We start from the raw sequence: 17,337 nt of genomic DNA, 5'->3' as shown, positions 1-17,337 counted from the left end.
TTTCCGCCGGCCAGCACTTAAGGAGCGTGCACATGTTCAAAGGCTCTCTGCCTGCCCTCGTCACGCCGTTTCGCAACGGCGCGCTGGATCTGGATACGCTCAAGAAACTTATCGAATGGCACATCGGCGAAGGGTCGAGCGGGCTTGTCCCCGTCGGCACCACCGGCGAATCCCCAACGCTGAGCCATGCCGAGCATGAGACCGTCGTCGAAGAGGTGGTCAAAGCCGTCGCGGGCCGCATTCCGGTCATCGCGGGCGCCGGGTCGAACAACACGGTCGAAAGCATCCGTCTTGCCCGCCATGCCGAGAAAGTCGGCGCGGATGCGCTGTTGGTGGTGACGCCCTATTACAACAAGCCGACGCAGCGCGGGCTGGTGGCGCATTTCACCGCCGTGCATGACTGCTGCGAGTTGCCGATCATCATCTACAATATCCCCGGCCGTTCGGTGGTGGATATGATGCCCGAAACGATGGGCGAACTGGCCCAGTTGCCGCGCATCGTCGGCGTCAAGGACGCCACCGGCGATCTGGCGCGCGTCTGCGATCAGCGCCTCGCCTGCGGCCCGGATTTCTGCCAACTCTCCGGCGAAGACGCCACGGCGCATGGGTTCAACGCCCAAGGCGGCGTCGGCTGCATCTCGGTCACCGCCAATGTCGCGCCGCGCCTTGTGGCGCAGATGCAGGCCGCCTGCCTTGCGGGCGACTATGCCAAGGCGCTTGAATTGCAGGACCGTCTGATGCCGCTGCACAAGGCGATCTTTACCGAGCCGGGGCTCGTGGGCGTGAAATACGCCATGTCGCGTCTCGACCTTTGCTCGGACGAGGTGCGCCTGCCGCTCACGGAGCTGACCGACCCGACCAAGGAACTGGTCGATGCGGCCCTGCGCCATGCGGGTCTGATGAATTAAGCCTAATCTAAACGGGCTGGCCGATACGAAGAGGGGGTGGAGACACCCCCTCTTTTGCGTTCAGCGTTTGCCGTAGTAGAGGCCGACCACATGTTCGGCCTGGGCAAAGAACAGCCAGCGCGCGGTCAGCACCCCTGCCGCATGGCTGAGCACCGCAAGACCGGCGGCAAGGTGGTGAAACACGGGCGACAAGAGCAGCAGCAGCGGCAGCAGCACCATCAGCGCAATCGCGATCACCCGCAGTTTCAGCGCATGTTTGCGCCCGATCTGATAGACGAATTCCCGCAACAGGTAGTTGGTGCCGGTATGGGGCGGCTCAAAGGCGCGGACGCTGCCCCGCGTTCCCAGCCGCGTCGCGCTCGCAATATCGCTGGCGGAGGCGGCAAACGCCCGATCCCCGTGCCACCATGTGGCGATCTGCACCGCCCCGGCGAGCGCCAGCAGGATCATCGCCGCCGTCACCTGCCCCGCCAGCAGGGCACCGCCCGCGATGCTGAGCGATAGGAAATTCAGCGGCGTCATGACGCTATGCCAGCGCGGCACGGTTTTCATCTGGGTATAGATCATTGCCGTGGTCAGCACCGTCAGTAGCGACAGCGCCGCACCGATCACCCCCAAGGGCCAGAGCTGCGTGTCGTAAAACACCAACCCCGTGCCATAGGCTGCCATGGTCAACAAGGCCGCGACCGAGGCCCAAGCCTCCCGGCTGAGCCAAGAGCTGCGCCATTGGGTGAAGGCCTTGAGCGCGCGCTCTGGATGGCCAAGGTGAAAGGTCGAAGCGATCAGCCCGCCCACGGCCAAGAGATAGGCCAGCGCGAAGAAGACGAAAGCGACCCAGCCGGTCACCGCAGGCAGGCCGATCCCGAGCCACGCCAGCAGGCCAAAACCCATGCCCGACAGGCTGCTGAACAGGATAACGGAAGGCGCCGGATGCATCAGAGCTTCTCCAAAGTGCGGTCGAGCCAGCCGAGGAACCCCTTGGGGCCGCTGTCGATCGGGGCGAGGAAGGGGGCCAGCACGTCGATCTCGCCCTCGGGTGGGCCAAGCGTGTCGCGCGGCCGCGGCGGGAGGTATTTGTTGACCGGTTTCGTGCCCTGTTCGGGCATCAGGTCCACGCCGCCACGCTCTGCCACCAACTGGCTGACCGCGCTGTCGGGATCGCCCAGGTCGCCGAAATGCCGCGCGCCCGCGGGGCAGGTGCGCACGCAGGCGGGCTGGCGGTCTTCTTCGGGCAGGTTCTCGTTGTAGATACGGTCGACGCAAAGGGTGCATTTCTTCATCACGCCCGCCGCCTGATCCATCTCGCGCGCGCCGTAGGGGCAGGCCCAGGCGCAAAGGCCGCAACCGATGCAATCGCTTTCATTGACCAGCACGATGCCGTCCTCGGCGCGCTTGTAGCTCGCGCCAGTGGGGCAAACGGTGACGCAGGGCGCGTCCTCGCAATGCAGGCAGGATTTGGGGAAATGGACCAGCTGCGCCGCGCCCGCCTCGGGTTGGACCTCGTAGCTGTGCACGCGGTTAAGGAAGGTGCCCGAAGGATCGCTGCCATAGGCGTCTTGGTCCGACAGGGGTGCGCCGTAATTCTCGGTGTTCCAGCCCTTGCAGGAGATCACGCAGGCATGACAGCCGACGCAGGTGTCGAGGTCGATCACGAGGCCGAGTTTGCGGTTGGTCTGTTGCGGTAGCGTCGTCATCTCTGGCGGTCCTGAAGGGCCGTTCTTGCGGCGTGGGGTGTCATTTGCCCACCTTCCACGCGATGTCGCGCGGCGCAGGCGGCACAGGGGAGCGTTGCGGCGGGATCTCCGGTTGAGCCTCGGCGGGGGGCGCGGTCTTTTCGATATGGACCTTGAGGTCGAACCACGCGGCCTGTCCGGTGATCGGGTCGGAGTTGGACCAGCGCAGGCCATCGCCCTTGGGCGGCAGAAGCTCGTGGATCAGGTGGTTGAGCAGGAAGCCCTTCGTCGCCTCCGGGGCATCCTTGTCCAGCGCCCATGCGCCTTTGCGTTTGCCGATGGCGTTCCATGTCCAGACGGTATGGGGGTTCAGTGCGGCCATCTCCATCACCGGCACGGTGATCCCGCCATGGGGCGAGGTCACGCGCGCCCAATCGCCGTCCTTCAGACCCTTTGCCCGCATGATCGCGGTGGGCAGGTAGAGCGGGTTGCGCCCATGCAACTGCCGCAGCCAAGCGTTCTGGCTGCCCCATGAATGATACATCGCCATGGGGCGTTGGGTGAGGGCGTGAACATCGTAGCCCTGCGTGCCCTCGGGGTCGCTTTCGTACCAATGCGGCAGCGGCGTCATGAACTGCTTGATGCGCGCGCGCAGATGCTCCGGGGGCTGGCGGTCGCCGTAGCCCTCGGCGGCCAGTTGGAAGCGGCGCAGCGGCTCCACGTAGAGCGAGAAGAGATAGGGCTGCGGTGCGTCATAAATCCCCATGCCCACGGCCCAGTCCTGATAGGCGGCGTTCCACGGTTTGTAGTACTGCGCCTCGGCGGGAATATGATGAGTCGAGAAGCCGCCGTTCTCGATGTAGCGGTCAATCTGCTCAGGGTTCGGGGCGCCGCGGCCGCTTTGACTGCCGTCTTCCCCTCGGAAACCGGCCAGCGGTCCGACACCGGGGCGGCGTTCGTGGGTGGTGATGTAATGCGCGTAGTCGCGGTATTTCTGACTGCCATCCTCGGTCACGAAACCGGGCATGTCCAGCCGCGCGCCAAGGTCGCAGAGCACCGATTGGAAGCCGCGCACATCGCGGTTGGGTTCCACCACCGGCCAGCGGATCGCGTCGGCGGCGGCATCGGCCTCGCTGATCGGGCGGTCCAGCAGCGAGATGCAGTCGTGACGCTCCAGATAGGTCGTGTCAGGCAGGATCAGGTCGGCATAGGCGACCATTTCCGACGAATAGGCGTCGGAATAGATGATGCGCGGGATCACGTAGTCGCCGTTCTCATCCGTATCGGTCAGCATCTCCATCACCCCGCCGGGGTTCATGGAGGAGTTCCACGACATGTTGGCCATATAGAGAAACAGCGTGTCGATCTTGTAGGGGTCGCCCGCGTGCGCATTTGAGATCACCATATGCATCAGCCCATGGGCCGACATCGGGTTCTCCCATGTAAACGCCTTGTCGATCCGCGCGGGACTGCCATCAGGGCACAGCGCCAGATCGTCGGGGCCTTGCACGAAACCCAGATGCGGCCCGTCGAGCGGCCCGCCGGGCGTGGCCTTGCAATGCGGTTTGGGATGCGCCGTGGCGGGTTTGGGGTAGGGCGGTTTGAAGCGGAAACCGCCCGGCACCTCCACGGTGCCGAGGAGGATTTGCAGCACATGCAGCGCGCGGCAGGTCTGGAAGCCGTTGGCATGGGCCGAGATGCCGCGCATGGCGTGGAAGGACACCGGGCGCCCGGTCATTTTCTCGTGCCGTTCGCCGCGGAAATCGGTCCAGGGCTGGTCGATCTCAAAGGCCTCGTCGAAGGCCACGCGCGCCAGTTCGGCGGCGATGGCGCGGATGCGCGGGGCGGGGATGCCGCAACGATCTGCCACGGCCTCGGGGGTGTAGGTCTCGCCGAGGTATTCTTCGGCCATCTGGTGGAACACCGGGCGATGCGTGATCCCGCCCGCGCGATAGGTGGCCGACAGGTCAGGGCGCACGCCGGGCTGGTCGAAGGGGGTGAGCTTGCGGGTCTTGCGGTCGATCACCAGCGCCTTGCCCTCCGCGTCGCGCAGTTGCAGGCCGAACTCGGGCGACTTCGGGTCGCCGTTCAGCAGCACCGGCGCGTCGGTGTAACGCGCGAGGTAGTCGAGATCGATGCGCCCGGCCTTCATCAGGCAGTGGATCAGCGACAGGATGAACAGCCCATCGGTGCCCGGCGTGATGCCGACCCAATCGTCAGCGATGGCGTTGTAGCCGGTGCGGATGGGGTTCACCCCGATCACCCGCGCGCCGCGCGCCTTCAGCTTGCCCAGCCCCATCTTGATCGGGTTGCTGTCGTGATCCTCGGCCACCCCGAACAGCATGAAAAGCTTGGTATGGTCCCAATCGGGCTGGCCGAACTCCCAGAAGGCGCCGCCCATGGTGTAGATCCCCGCCGTGGCCATGTTGACCGAGCAGAAGCCGCCGTGTGCCGCGTAGTTCGGCGTGCCGAAGGCCTGCGCCCAAAGCGAAGTGAAGCTCTGCGACTGGTCGCGCCCGGTGAAGAAGGCGAGTTTCTCCGGCGCCTCATGGCGCAGCGGCTCCAGCCAGTCGGTGGCGATCTGCAGCGCCTCCCCCCAGCTGATGTCCTCGAACTCACCCGAGCCGCGGGGGCCCACGCGTTTCATCGGGTTGCGCAGGCGCGCGGGGGAATTGTGCTGCATGATCCCCGCCGAGCCCTTGGCGCAGAGCACGCCGCGGTTCACCGGGTGGTCGCGGTTGCCCTCGATATAGGCGACCTTGCCCTTCTTCATATGCACGTTGATGCCGCAGCGGCAGGCGCACATGTAGCAGGTCGTGCGGCGGACCTCGTCCGAGACCTTGGGCGACAGATCGAGCGGCGGCTGGGAATGCGTCATGAGGGGGCGGGGGCTTTCAGCAGGGCAAGCGCTTGACGCGCGATATGTTTCTCTTCGGCGGCGGGGATGACCCATAAGGGAATATTTCCCGCCCAGCGAAGGTTTGCAAGAACCTTTTCCCTCACCTCGAAATCGTTCTCGCCAATCCCGCCGGTGAAGGCGATGCCGTCGAGCCCGCCCATGGCGGCGATCATCGACCCGGCCTGACGGGTGATCCAGTAGCAGAAATGTTCGCGGGCGAAGCGGGCACTTTCGCAGTCGCTCTCCGCCAATTGCCGCATGTCGGCGGTCTGGCCTGACAGGCCGAGCAACCCGCTTTCGTGGTGCAGCAATCTCTGCGTGGCTTTGAGCCCGAGATCGCCCACCAGATGCAGGACCGCGCCCGCGTCGATTTCGCCCGCGCGGGTGCCCATCGTCAGCCCGCCCAAGGGCGAGAACCCCATGGTCGTGGCCACCGATTGCCCTTCGTGGATCGCGCAAAGCGAGGCGCCATTGCCCAGATGCAGCGCCAGCAGGCGGTCGGGCAGGGGGGCGCCGGTTTGGGCGGTGAAATTCCGCACGAGGCTTTCGTAACTGATGCCGTGGAAGCCGTAGCGGCGCAGATCGGCGGTCGCGGGCCTTTCGGGCAGCGCGTAGCGCCGCGCGACTGCCGGGTTGGTGCGGTGAAAACCCGTGTCGAAGGCCGCGAATTGCGGCAGCTCGGGCATCAGCGCCGTCAGCGCGTCGATGGCGCTGAGGTGATGCGGATTGTGAAGCGGGGCCAGTGGCACGGCGGCGGCGATGGCGGCACGCACGGCGGGGGTGACCTCCGTCGTCTTGGCCAAGTCCGGGCCGCCATGCACCACGCGATGTGCGGCAGCGCTGAGGTCAGCGGAGGCGACCCCGGCGTCACGAAGTCCCGCCAGAATGGCGGTGAAGGCGGTGCGATGATCGGGCAGCGCAAGCGGCTTTGGCGGAGCCTTTCCCACACGCAGCGCGCCGGTCTGGCCGATGCCCTGCGCCTCGATCCGCAGGGTTTCAAACAGCCCGCCGTCAAAGACCGCCGCCTTGATCGACGACGACCCTGCATTGACGACGAGCACCAGCGCCATGGCTCAGACCCGTTGCGGGCGCATGTCATCCCGGCTGATCCCGGCGACGGAGACGGGTTTCTTCATCGCGTCGCGGCGGAAGGGCTCGCCCAGTTCCTGATTGAGCAGCACCTCGATGAAGGTGGTTTTGCTGTCATTCATCTGCGCCTTCATCGCGCGGTCGAGCGCCTCGGTCAGTTCCTCCATGGTCGAGACCTGAACGCCTTCGACCCCGCAGGCCTTGGCGATTCCGGCGTAAGAGACCTCCTGCGCCAGTTCGGTGCCGACGAAATTGTCGTCGAACCAAAGCGTCGTGTTCCGTTTCTCCGCGCCCCATTGGTAGTTGCGGAAGATCACCATGGTCACGGCGGGCCAGTCGTCGCGGTTCACGCTGACCATCTCGTTCATCGAAATGCCGAAGGCACCGTCGCCGGCAAAGCCCACCACGGGGGTGTCCGGGCAGGCGATCTTGGCGCCGCAGATCGCTGGGAAGCCGTAGCCGCAGGGGCCGAAAAGGCCGGGGGCGAGGTATTTGCGGCCCGCCTCAAAAGTCGGGTAGGCATTGCCGATGGCGCAATTGTTGCCGATGTCGGAACTGATGATCGCCTCGGTCGGCAGCGCCTTCTGGATCGCGCGCCATGCCATGCGCGGCGACATCTTTTCCGGCTCGCGGTGGCGCGCGCGTTCGTTCCATGTGGTGCCGGGGTCGTCGTCTTCGTGGTCCATCGAGGTCAGTTCCTGCGCCCATGCCGATTTGGTCTGGGCTATCACGTTGCGGCGTTCCTCGCGGCCCGCGTCACCGGCGCTATCGCTCAGCCGGTCGAGCAGGCTGCGGGCCACCTTGCCCGCATCGCCGACGATGCCGACACTCACTGGCTTGGTGAGGCCGATGCGGTCGGGGTTGATGTCGACTTGAATGATCTTGGCATCCCGCGGCCAATAGTCGATGCCGTAGCCCGGCAGGGTCGAGAAGGGGTTGAGCCGCGTGCCAAGCGCCAGCACCACGTCGGCCTTGGCGATCAACTCCATCGCCGCCTTGGACCCGTTGTACCCCAACGGTCCGACCGAGAGCGGGTGCGAGCCGGGGAAGGCGTCGTTGTGCTGATAGCCGCAGCAGACCGGGGCATCGAGCCGCTCGGCCAGTTTGCGGGCGTCGTCGATCGCGCCGCCGATTACCACACCCGCGCCATTCAGGATCACCGGGAATTTCGCCTTCGAGAGCAGTTCCGCCGCCTCGGCAATCGCCGTCTCCCCGCCCGAGGGGCGCTCGAACTCGACGATGGCGGGCAACTCGATGTCGATCACCTGCGTCCAGAAATCGCGGGGCACGTTGATCTGCGCGGGCGCGGAGTGGCGCTTGGCCTGCAGGATCACGCGGTTCAGCGTCTCCGCGATGCGGCTGGGGTCGCGGACCTCTTCCTGATAGGCGACCATGTCGCGGAACAGCGCCATCTGCTCGACCTCCTGAAAGCCGCCTTGGCCGATGGTCTTGTTCGCCGCCTGCGGGGTGACCAGCAAAAGCGGCGTGTGGTTCCAATAGGCGGTTTTCACCGGCGTCACGAAATTGGTGATGCCCGGCCCGTTTTGCGCCACCATCATCGACATCCGTCCCGAGGCGCGGGTGTAGCCATCGGCCATCATGCCCGAATTGCACTCATGCGCGCCGTCGTAAAAGGTGATCCCGGCGGCGGGGAAGAGGTCGGAAATCGGCATCATGGCCGAACCGATAATGCCAAAGGCCGTGTCGATCCCATGCATCTGAAGGGTTTTGACGAAGGCTTCTTCGGTGGTCATTTTCATCGCGCGATCCTTTGGGCATGGGGCAAAGCTCTCGGCAAATTACGGGCAGGTGCAGGCCGGGGTTAGGGCCAGAAATGCGCCAGCCCTAAGGCCAGATCAGCGCAGGCGGTCAATCTCTTGCGCGATCAGCCCGACGCCCTCTTCGATCCGCGCGGCGGGGATCGAAGAATAGGCCAGCCGGTAGTAGTTCGTGGCCCTTTCGGCCCCGGCGAAAAAGGCATGGCCCGGCTCCAGCAACACATCCTGGGCGCGCAGGTTCTCGGCCAGTTCCGCCGTGTCCACGCCCTCCGGTGCGCGCATCCAGAAGGACGATCCGCCATAGGCCCCCCGGCCCGACACGCGCAGACCATGGGTCTCTAGCGCCGCGTCCATGACCCGGCGGCGTTCGTGCAGCGCGAGCCCCATGCGGCGGATCTGGGCGTCGTAATGGCCGAGCGACAGGAAATAGGCGGCGGTGCGCTGGATATGCCCCGGCGGGTGCCGCAGGACCGAGGCGCGCAGCGCGCGGGCCTCCCGGATGAAGGGTTCGGACCCCACCAGATACCCCAGCCGCAGCCCCGGAAAGAGCGATTTGGAAAAGCTGCCGACATAGATCACCCGCCCCTCGTCATCGAGCGATTTAAGCGCGGGTGAGGCGGGTTTGAGAAAGGACATCTCGAACTCATAGTCATCCTCGACGATCAGCGCCTCCAGCGCGCGGGCGCGGGACAGCAGCGCGCGGCGGCGGTCCATCGGCATGGTCGCATTGGTCGGGCATTGATGGCTTGGGGTTGCGAAAATCACATCCGTATCGGGGGGGATCGCCTCGGGCGGGAGGCCGTCTTGATCCACCCGCACGGGCGTGATGTGGCAGCGGGATTGGCTGAGAATACCGCTCAGCGCCGGATAGCACGGGTCTTCAAGCACGGCGCGGCGGCGTTGGGTCAGCAGCACCTGCGCGGTCAGCCAAAGCGCGTTCTGCGCGCCAAGGGTGATAAGGATCTGCTCGGGCCGGGCCGAGACGCCACGCCGGGGCAGGATATGGCGGGCAATGAACTCGATCAGTTGCGGGTCGTCCTGATCGTAGTAATCGGTCGTCATCGAGGTGAAATCGCGCTGGCCAAGGGCTTGCAGGGCGCAAAGCCGCCAGTTGGCATGGTCAAAGAGCGTCGGGTCGGCTTGGCCATAGATGAAGGGGTAGCGGTAGCTGGCCCAATCCTGCGGTTTGGCGGCCAGCCCATTGGCGCTGAACCGCTGCCCGATGGCGCGGGTCCAGTCGATGGCATCATCCGCCTCGGCCCGGGGGGCGAAAGCGGGCGGAGCGGGCGCGTTGTCCGAGACGAAATACCCCGACCGCCCGCGCGAGGTGAGGTAATCATTCGCCAAAAGCTCGGTATAGGCGATGGTCACGGTGATCCGACTGACACCAAGATGCGCGGCGAGTCTGCGGGTCGAGGGCAGCTTCTCCCCCCGCTGGAACCGGCCCGAGAGGATGCCTTGGGCGATCATCTGCTGGATCTGCTGTTGCAGGGTGCCTTGCGCATCGGGGCGCAGGAAAAAGGTTTCGACGGGCAGGGCCATGGGGCGAGGTTAAGCTGGCCTTAGGGGGAGTTCAATCTGGCATTACGGCTGGCCCAATTTATCCCCCGGGGCCGCGCCCGCACTTCCGTTCGCTTGGCCCCTCGCCTAAAACGATCGCATGAGCATTTCCGCCCCCCTTTTGATCGCCGTGGACGGCGGTGGCACCGGTTGCCGTGCGGCCATCGGCACGCAGCGCGACGGTATCCTTGGCCGGGCCTCTGGCGGGCGGGCGAATATCGGCAATGACCCGGACCAGACACTTGTGAATATCCGCGCCACGGTCGAAGCGGCGGCGGTCTCGGCTGGGCTGCCTGCCGCGGCGCTTGCCGGGGCCACCGCCTTTCTCGGCCTCGCCGGGATGAACGTCGTCCGCGACGCAGCGCGGCTGCGCGCGGCGTTGCCCTATGCCCGGATCATCGCGGAGGATGACCGCCCCGCCTGCGTGGTCGGCGCGCTTGGCGAAGGCGCCAGGGGCTGGGTCTTGGCCATCGGCACCGGCACGATCGTCGCCGCCACGGATGGCGCGGCGTTTCGCTATGTCGGCAGCTGGGGGTTTCATCTGGCGGATCAGGGATCGGGCGCTTGGCTGGGGCGCGGGGCACTGGATCTGGCGTTGCAATGTCATGATGGGGTGTTGCCCCATAGCGACCTGACCCGCGCCTTGATGGCGGATTTCGGAGATGATCCTGAGGCTTTCGTGGCCTTCAGCCTGACGGCGCAGCCGGGGGATTATGCGGCATTCGCGCCCAAAGTCATCGCGGCGGCTGAGGCCGGGGACGATCACGCGCAGGCGTTGTTGCGGGAGGGTGCCGCCTATTACACCCGCGCGTTGAAGGCGCTGGATTTTGCGCCCGGCGATCCGCTTTGTCTGCTTGGCGGGGTCGGCCCGCATTACGCGCCTTTCCTGCCGGAAGACCATTTGGCTGGCCGGATCGCGGCGCGGGGCACGGCGCTGGACGGGGCGTTTCATCTGGCCTGCAAGGCCGCGGCGGAAGAGGTTCTGTGATGAGCGAGATCGCGAAGGTTTTCACCGGGGCGCAGATCCATGACGGCAAGCGGTTGCACCCCGGCAAGGTGCTGGCGCAGATGCAGGACGGCAGCCGCCGCATCCTCACCGCCGAAGAGGTGCCGCAGGGTGTTGCAACGCAGCGGTGTGCGGGCGGCGTGCTTTGCCCCGGCTTCGTCGATCTTCAGGTCAACGGCGGCGGCGGGGTGATGTTCAATGACAGCCCCGATGTGGCGACCCTGCGGCGGATGGCCGACGCGCATCGCAGCACTGGTGTCGCGGCGCTGCTGCCCACATTGATTACCGACACGCCCGAGAAGACCGAAGCGGCCATCGAGGCCGCTGTCGATGCCATCGCAGAAGGGGTGCCGGGCATCATTGGGCTACATCTGGAAGGCCCGCATCTGGCGCTTTCGCGCAAGGGCGCGCATGACGGGGCGCTGATCCGCCCGATGCGTGAAGCGGACCTCGCCCTGATCCTACGCGCCGCCGCGCGTCTGCCGAACCTTATGGTCACGGTCGCGCCGGAGAACACCAGCACCGCGCAGATCGCCGCGATGGCCGAGGCGGGGGTCATAGTCTCGCTTGGTCATAGCGATGCGGATTACGAGACTTGCATGGCGGCCTTCGACGCGGGCGCGGCCTGCGTGACCCATTTGTTCAACGCGATGAGCCAGATGGGCAATCGCGCGCCGGGGCTGGTCGGGGCGGCGCTGTCGCGGAAGGGGGGCCATGCGGGGCTGATCGCCGATGGTATCCACGTGCATCCCGCGACCATGCGCACCGCGCTGGCGGCCAAACCTTCGGGCATTTTCCTTGTCAGCGATGCCATGGCGACGGCGGGGTCGGATATCACGGGCTTCACCCTCAACGAGCGGGAGGTTTACCGTGCCGAGGGGCGGTTGACCTTGGCCGATGGCACGCTGGCGGGGGCGGATCTTGAAATGGGCCGCGCGGTGCATGTGCTGACCCATGCGGTGGGGGAGCCGCTGGAGGGGGCGCTCGCGCGGGCCACCTCGGGGCCGGTCGCGCTGTTGCGCAATGACATGGGGCTGGGCCGGATCGAACGGGCGGATCACCCCTTGGTGCTTTTCGATCCCGAAAGCGGCGCGGCGCGGGTGGTGGGCTAGCCCGCCACGAGGCGCCAAAAGAACACCGCGCTCATGCCGAACCCGATGGCGGCGATCAGCCAGCGGACGGTCTGTTTCGGCAAGGCCCGCGCCAAGGGCGCGCCAGCATAGCCGCCCGCCGTGGCCGCCAGCATCATCAGCAGCGCCTGCGGCCATGCGACCAGACCGGCCAGAGCAAAGACCGCCACGGAAATCGAGGAGAGCACGAAGCTCAGCCCGGTCTTGAGCCCGTTCATCCCGTGTAGATCGGTCATCCCCCAAAGCGCGAAGAGGGCCAGCAGAACGATGCCCAAACCCCCGTTGAAATAGCCGCCATAGACACTAACCACGAAAAGGCCGAGCGCGCCCTGAGGCGTCACAGAGCGGGCATGGGCGGCGGCGAAGGCGCGGATGCGGTCGCCCAGTAGAAACGCCAGCGTCGCCGCAAGCAGCAGGAAAGGTACGACGACGGAAAAGGCCGCGTTGGAAGAGATCAGAAGCAAGCCCGAGCCGACCACGCCGCCCGCCAGCGTGATAAGGCACAACCGCAGCAGGGCGCGGCGGTCGATGCAGCCAAGCTCGCGGCGAAAGCCAAGAGCGCCCGCAAGGTAGCCCGGAAACACCGCTACGGCGCTGGTCGCATTGGCGGCCACGGGGGGCATGCCGGTAAAGACCAGCGCGGGAAAGGTCAGAAAGGTGCCGCCCCCGGCGATGGTGTTCAACACCCCCGCGCCAAAGGCCGCGATCAGCAGGATCGCGATATCGGTTAATGTGGTCATGGTTCCTCCCCACGCCCTTGGGCGCTTGACCCCTGTTAGGATCAAATCATGCCGATGCCAAGATGGGGGAGAGGCGGAAACGAAAAAGGGCTCCGACCGATGGTCGAAGCCCTGATAACGCGAAAACGCGCGATGTCAGCCGATTACGGGCAAGCCGCGACGTAGCGCTGGCCATTGGCGTTCTGATAAACGCATTTGCCGGATTGTGTCTGGCCGATGTAGTTGCCAGCCGCCGCACCTGCGAGACCGCCGATGATTGCGCCTTGAACCTTGTCGTCACCGCCTGAAACAGCAGCACCTGTGGCTGCGCCGAGGGCTGCACCTGTCAGGGCACCTTGGCTGGGCGTGGTGCCGTTACAAGCGGCAAGCGTGGCGACCAGCGGAACGGCGATAAGGAATTTCTTCATGTCTTTCTCCCAAGTTACTCATTTGCCAACGCGGGGGGATTGGAAGAGGTTCCCGCGAAAGCGATGGATGTTAAGAAAAATTTTCAACGCGGATATGCGCGGAAATTTTCCATCTGTTGTCATGTTCGGGCAAGACAGGGATTTAGATAGACGAAGGCGGCACCGGGTCAACCGATGCCGCCTGTCACACGCCTGAAAGCGCGGTTTTATGCCGAAGTGAAAACCCGGTCCAATGCACCATCCACAGCGGCGATGATCTCATCAATATCATCGCGGGTGGCGATCAGCGCGGGCGAGAAACACAGGGTGTTGTTCTTGCCGGGCAGGGATCGGTTGGTGGCGCCGATGATCACCCCTTGGGCCATACAGTCCCCGACGACGGCCTGAATGCGCTTTTCCTCGACCGGGGCGCGGCTGTCGCGGTCGGTCACCAGTTCGGCCCCCAGAAACAGCCCCTTGCCGCGCACGTCGCCGATCACTTTATGCTTGTCGGCCAGCGCGTGAAGCTGCTCCAGCATGTAGTGGCCCATCTTGGTGGTGTTCTCGAGCAGGCCCTCGTCCTCAATAATGCGCATGTTCTCGATCCCCGCGGTCGGCCCCGCGGTGCAGCCGCCAAAGGTCGAGATGTCGCGGAAGTAGTTCAGCGGATCGCTGGCATCGTCCTTAAACATGTCGAAGACGGCGTCGGTCGTGACCAGACAAGCGATGGCGGCATAGCCCGAGGCCACACCCTTGGCCATGGTCACCATGTCGGGCTGCACGCCGTATTGCTGGTAGCCGAACCACGTGCCGGTGCGGCCCACGCCGCAGACGACCTCGTCGATATGCAGCAGGATGTCGTATTTGCGGCAGATCTCCTGCACGCGCTCCCAATAGCCTTCGGGCGGGGTGATGACGCCGCCGCCTGCCGTGACCGGCTCAAGACAGAGCGCGCCGACGGTTTCCGGTCCTTCGGCGAGGATCACCTTTTCGATCTGATCGGCGGCCCAGATGCCGTAGTTCTCCAGCGGGGCGCCGTCCTGCTCGAAGGCGCGATACTCAAGGCAGTGCGGCACCCGCACGAAGCCCGGCGCAAAGGGGCCGTATTGCGCGTTGCGCTCGTCCTGACCGCCGGCGGAGAGGCAGCCGATGGTGGTGCCATGGTAGTCGCGGTCGCGGTAGAGGATCTTGTGCTTCTTGCCGCCGTAGCGCTTATGCGCGATCTGGCGGACCATTTTGAAGGCTTTCTCATTCGCCTCGGAGCCGGAGTTGCAATAGTAGACGCGGTCCAGCCCCGGCATCTTGTCGAGCAGCTTCTCGGCGAAATGGGAGCCGGGGATCGAACCCGCGGAGCCCGCGAAATAGTTCAGCTTGATCAACTGGTCGCGCACGGCGTTGGCGATGCTCTCGCGGCCGTAGCCCACGTTCACCGTCCAGACCCCGCCCGAGACGGCGTCGAGGTGTTCCTTGCCCTTTTGGTCCCAGACCCGGATGCCGCGGCCTTCGACGATGATGCGCGGGTCGGTGGTTTCATAGGGTTTGTGCTGGCTCAGGTGGTGCCAGATATGCGCGCGGTCGGCTTCGACAACGCGGGAGATGTCGTTCTCGTTGAAATTGCCGTCCATGGGGCAAACCTTTCTCTACGGGTGGGTCGAGCCCACGAATGAAGCCCGCGCAAAGGCGGGAGATACTGTTCCAAGAACACCGCGAATGGATAGGATCCAGTAGTGCCAGTTTGCCCCCTTCGGTGAGGCCAGAGGGGGCGATTTCTTTCAGGAAATGGCGCGGGATGCAAAAACGCCGGGGTGAGGCCCCGGCGTTTGATCTTATTTCGATTTCGGGCCGCCCTTGCCGCCCTGTTTGCCGATCTTATTCGGCGGGGTGAAACGTTTGGACGGGTCGGAGGCCCGTTTGTAGGTCTTTTCGCCGCCCGGCGTGGTGGCCGAGGTGGTCGGTTTGCCTTTGCCCTTGCGCGGCGCAGCGCCCGCGGGCTTTTCCTTTTTCCAAACGGCCTTTGCCTTGGGCTTGCCGCTCGTGTCACCGCCCGATTTGGGCTTGGGCGTCGCGCCGGGTTTCATCGGGCTACGCTCGGTCTTGTGCGACTTTGGTGGGCGTTCGCCTTTTGGCGCGCGGGGTTTGTCGAATTTGGGCTTGTCGTATTTCGGCTTGTCGAAAGACGCGGCACCGGGGCCATCGCTGGATTTCGCGCGGGGTTTGCGCGGGGCGGGGGCGGCATCCGGGTCATAATCGCCGCGCGGTTTGCGGGGGCCGCGGTCGCCTTTGAAACCGCCGGGTTTCGGGCCGCGTTTGCTGCCGGGCTTGGGGCCGCGCGGCAGATCGGGCGCTTTGTCCAGCTTGGTCAGCACCACGCCGTCTTCCAGCTTCATGTCGCCGCCGAGCGCGTCGAGCAAGCCGGGCACCGAGGCTTCGGCCACCTCCACGAAACTGTGGCTGTCCTGCACGCGGATCGCGCCGATGTCGTCCTTGGTCAGGTCGCCCCGGCGGCAGAGCATCGGCAACAACATGCGCGGCTCGGCCCCATCCTTGCGCCCGGTGGAGATCGAGAACCAGACCGAAGGGCCGAAATCGCGGCGCGGCTTGTCCTCGCCCGGCGCGCCGGGGTCGCTCAGCTCTTCCGGGGCGGATTGCCGCTTGCGGTAGAGGTTGACGAAGGCGGTGGCCAATTGCTCGGCGCTGAATTTCTCGACCAGCGAGGTGACGAATTCCGCCGCATCCTCGGGCGCAGGCTCAACCCATGCGGAATCGGCCAGCAGGCGCGCCTCATCGGCGGCGTTCACTTCGGCGGCGGAGGGCGGGGCGGCCCATTCCACTTTCAGCTTGGCCCAGCCCAGAAGCCGGTTCGCCTTGCTGCGCATCTTGGGCGGTACGATCAGCGCCGAGACCCCCTTGCGCCCCGCGCGTCCGGTGCGGCCCGAACGGTGCAGCAGCGTGTCGGAGTTGCTGGGCAGGTCGGCGTGGATCACCAGTTCGAGGTTCGGCAGGTCGATGCCGCGGGCCGCCACATCCGTCGCGATACAGACACGGGCGCGCCCGTCGCGCAGCGCCTGCAGCGCATTGGTGCGCTCGGATTGCGTCAGCTCACCCGAGAGCGCCACGACCGAGAAGCCGCGGTTGGTGAAGCGCGTGGTCAGCCGCGCCACGGCGGCACGGGTGTTGCAAAAGACGATGGCGTTCTTGGCCTCGTAGAAGCGAAGCACGTTGATGATTGCGTTCTCGGTGCCGCGCGGATGCACGTTCAGCGCGCGGTATTCGATGTCGCTGTGCTGCTTGGTCTCGCCCACGGTGGTGATCCGCTGCGCGTCGCGCTGGTAGGATTGCGCCAGCTTGGCGATGGCCGCCGGCACCGTGGCCGAAAACAAGAGCGTCCGGCGCTCCTCGGGGGATTCCGACAGGATGAACTCAAGGTCTTCGCGAAAGCCGAGGTCGAGCATCTCGTCGGCCTCGTCCAGCACCACGGCGCGCAGGGAATCGAGGTCGATGTTGTTGCGCTTGATGTGGTCACACAGACGCCCCGGCGTGGCGACGACCACATGCGCGCCCCGCTCCAGCGCGCGGCGTTCGGTGCGGCTGTCCATGCCGCCGACACAGGTGGTGACCACCGCGCCCGCCTTGCCGTACAGCCATGTGAGCTCGCGGCTGACCTGCATGGCCAATTCGCGCGTGGGCGCGATGATCAGCGCCAGCGGTGCGCCCGCTTGGCCGAAATGCGTGTCCTCGCCCAGAAGCGTCGGCGCGATGGCAAGGCCAAAGCCCACCGTCTTGCCCGACCCGGTTTGGGCCGAAACCAGAAGGTCTTGATCGTTCAGCGCGGGGTCTGTGACGGCCTCCTGTACGGCGGTAAGTGTTTCATAACCCTGTTGGGCAAGGGCATCGGCAATAGTCTGGATCACGAAGGCTGTCCTGTCTTGAACGTTGTGCGGGGGGCGGGCACGTGGGGTGCTACCAGCCACGGCAAGGAATCCGACCGTCGGTAGAGGGTCGGGAATGGAATGTACATGGGGGTTTTGTGGCGAATTGTCACCCTTTTTACCGGTTTGGCGGCTTTCCGGGCCCGAATGGGCGGGGAAGTGCCATTTTAGCTCTGATCCGGCCCGCTCACATCTCGGTAAGGCCGATGGCGCGGGCGGGCGGCTTGGGGTAGCTATAA

13 protein-coding genes are annotated in these 17,337 nt (G+C 65.5%); 3 read left to right on the top strand and 10 right to left on the bottom strand.

Annotated features, from left to right (window positions below):
* The first annotated feature begins 32 nt into the window (after positions 1-32).
* Positions 33-908, top strand: coding sequence for a 4-hydroxy-tetrahydrodipicolinate synthase (dapA, locus tag ACGYLC_RS00870; RefSeq protein ID WP_394397851.1), 876 nt, complete (start codon positions 33-35; stop codon positions 906-908).
* A 60-nt stretch (positions 909-968) separates the two neighbouring features.
* Here the strand turns inward: dapA and ACGYLC_RS00865 are convergent, their stop codons facing one another.
* From ACGYLC_RS00865 to ACGYLC_RS00840, 6 genes are all read right to left on the bottom strand, one after another.
* Complete coding sequence (locus ACGYLC_RS00865) at positions 969-1,844, bottom strand: dimethyl sulfoxide reductase anchor subunit family protein (RefSeq protein ID WP_394421092.1); 876 nt, start codon at positions 1,842-1,844, stop codon at positions 969-971.
* On the bottom strand, positions 1,844-2,602 hold the full coding sequence (locus ACGYLC_RS00860) for a 4Fe-4S dicluster domain-containing protein (RefSeq protein WP_394421091.1): 759 nt from the start codon (positions 2,600-2,602) through the stop codon (positions 1,844-1,846). The genes ACGYLC_RS00865 and ACGYLC_RS00860 overlap by 1 nt, the downstream gene beginning before the upstream one ends.
* Before the next feature lie 40 nt (positions 2,603-2,642).
* Positions 2,643-5,459, bottom strand: coding sequence for a molybdopterin oxidoreductase family protein (locus ACGYLC_RS00855; RefSeq protein WP_394421089.1), 2,817 nt, complete (start codon positions 5,457-5,459; stop codon positions 2,643-2,645).
* Positions 5,456-6,550, bottom strand: a complete 1,095-nt coding sequence (locus ACGYLC_RS00850; RefSeq protein ID WP_394421088.1) for an acetate/propionate family kinase — start codon at positions 6,548-6,550, stop codon at positions 5,456-5,458. Before ACGYLC_RS00850 ends, ACGYLC_RS00855 begins: the two co-directional genes overlap by 4 nt.
* A gap of 3 nt (positions 6,551-6,553) precedes the next feature.
* Entirely contained in the window at positions 6,554-8,329 is a 1,776-nt protein-coding gene (xsc, locus tag ACGYLC_RS00845; protein ID WP_394421086.1) for a sulfoacetaldehyde acetyltransferase, read from the bottom strand.
* A gap of 96 nt (positions 8,330-8,425) precedes the next feature.
* Positions 8,426-9,889, bottom strand: a complete 1,464-nt coding sequence (locus ACGYLC_RS00840; protein ID WP_394421085.1) for a PLP-dependent aminotransferase family protein — start codon at positions 9,887-9,889, stop codon at positions 8,426-8,428.
* Positions 9,890-10,007: 118 nt separating this feature from the next.
* Between ACGYLC_RS00840 and ACGYLC_RS00835 the strand changes: the two genes are divergently transcribed.
* The gene (locus ACGYLC_RS00835; RefSeq protein WP_394421083.1) at positions 10,008-10,895 is read left to right on the top strand and encodes a BadF/BadG/BcrA/BcrD ATPase family protein; all 888 of its coding nucleotides are present in this window, start codon (positions 10,008-10,010) and stop codon (positions 10,893-10,895) included.
* Entirely contained in the window at positions 10,895-12,025 is a 1,131-nt protein-coding gene (gene nagA, locus ACGYLC_RS00830) for an N-acetylglucosamine-6-phosphate deacetylase (protein ID WP_394421081.1), read from the top strand. Before ACGYLC_RS00835 ends, nagA begins: the two co-directional genes overlap by 1 nt.
* On the opposite strand, the gene ACGYLC_RS00825 is transcribed toward nagA, so the two are convergent.
* The 4 genes from ACGYLC_RS00825 to ACGYLC_RS00810 form a co-directional block, all read right to left on the bottom strand.
* Positions 12,022-12,783, bottom strand: a complete 762-nt coding sequence (locus ACGYLC_RS00825; RefSeq protein WP_394397833.1) for a sulfite exporter TauE/SafE family protein — start codon at positions 12,781-12,783, stop codon at positions 12,022-12,024. The two genes, nagA and ACGYLC_RS00825, sit on opposite strands and share 4 nt — an antisense overlap.
* Before the next feature lie 143 nt (positions 12,784-12,926).
* Positions 12,927-13,190, bottom strand: coding sequence for a glycine zipper 2TM domain-containing protein (locus ACGYLC_RS00820; RefSeq protein ID WP_394397831.1), 264 nt, complete (start codon positions 13,188-13,190; stop codon positions 12,927-12,929).
* A gap of 206 nt (positions 13,191-13,396) precedes the next feature.
* Positions 13,397-14,794 carry an aspartate aminotransferase family protein gene (locus ACGYLC_RS00815; protein ID WP_394421080.1) on the bottom strand — a complete coding sequence of 466 codons (1,398 nt, stop codon included), beginning with the start codon at positions 14,792-14,794 and terminating at the stop codon, positions 13,397-13,399.
* 201 nt (positions 14,795-14,995) lie between these two features.
* Positions 14,996-17,080, bottom strand: a complete 2,085-nt coding sequence (locus ACGYLC_RS00810) for a DEAD/DEAH box helicase (RefSeq protein WP_394421078.1) — start codon at positions 17,078-17,080, stop codon at positions 14,996-14,998.
* Between the last annotated feature and the right edge of the window lie 257 nt (positions 17,081-17,337).

It is taken from the genome of Sulfitobacter sp. 1A12157 (genome assembly GCF_043557345.1).
Lineage (GTDB): Bacteria > Pseudomonadota > Alphaproteobacteria > Rhodobacterales > Rhodobacteraceae > Sulfitobacter.
Note: the sequence above shows the minus strand (reverse complement) of the source record. Positions and strands in the feature narration are given on the sequence as shown.

Bases quoted from the DNA above. Each gene is read 5' to 3' on its own strand.
- dapA (WP_394397851.1), top strand. From the start codon at position 33: ATGTTCAAAGGCTCTCTGCCTGCCCTCGTCACGCCGTTTCGCAACGGC.
- ACGYLC_RS00865 (WP_394421092.1), bottom strand. From the start codon at position 1,844: ATGCATCCGGCGCCTTCCGTTATCCTGTTCAGCAGCCTGTCGGGCATG.
- ACGYLC_RS00860 (WP_394421091.1), bottom strand. From the start codon at position 2,602: ATGACGACGCTACCGCAACAGACCAACCGCAAACTCGGCCTCGTGATC.
- ACGYLC_RS00855 (WP_394421089.1), bottom strand. From the start codon at position 5,459: ATGACGCATTCCCAGCCGCCGCTCGATCTGTCGCCCAAGGTCTCGGAC.
- ACGYLC_RS00850 (WP_394421088.1), bottom strand. From the start codon at position 6,550: ATGGCGCTGGTGCTCGTCGTCAATGCAGGGTCGTCGTCGATCAAGGCG.
- xsc (WP_394421086.1), bottom strand. From the start codon at position 8,329: ATGAAAATGACCACCGAAGAAGCCTTCGTCAAAACCCTTCAGATGCAT.
- ACGYLC_RS00840 (WP_394421085.1), bottom strand. From the start codon at position 9,889: ATGGCCCTGCCCGTCGAAACCTTTTTCCTGCGCCCCGATGCGCAAGGC.
- ACGYLC_RS00835 (WP_394421083.1), top strand. From the start codon at position 10,008: ATGAGCATTTCCGCCCCCCTTTTGATCGCCGTGGACGGCGGTGGCACC.
- nagA (WP_394421081.1), top strand. From the start codon at position 10,895: ATGAGCGAGATCGCGAAGGTTTTCACCGGGGCGCAGATCCATGACGGC.
- ACGYLC_RS00825 (WP_394397833.1), bottom strand. From the start codon at position 12,783: ATGACCACATTAACCGATATCGCGATCCTGCTGATCGCGGCCTTTGGC.
- ACGYLC_RS00820 (WP_394397831.1), bottom strand. From the start codon at position 13,190: ATGAAGAAATTCCTTATCGCCGTTCCGCTGGTCGCCACGCTTGCCGCT.
- ACGYLC_RS00815 (WP_394421080.1), bottom strand. From the start codon at position 14,794: ATGGACGGCAATTTCAACGAGAACGACATCTCCCGCGTTGTCGAAGCC.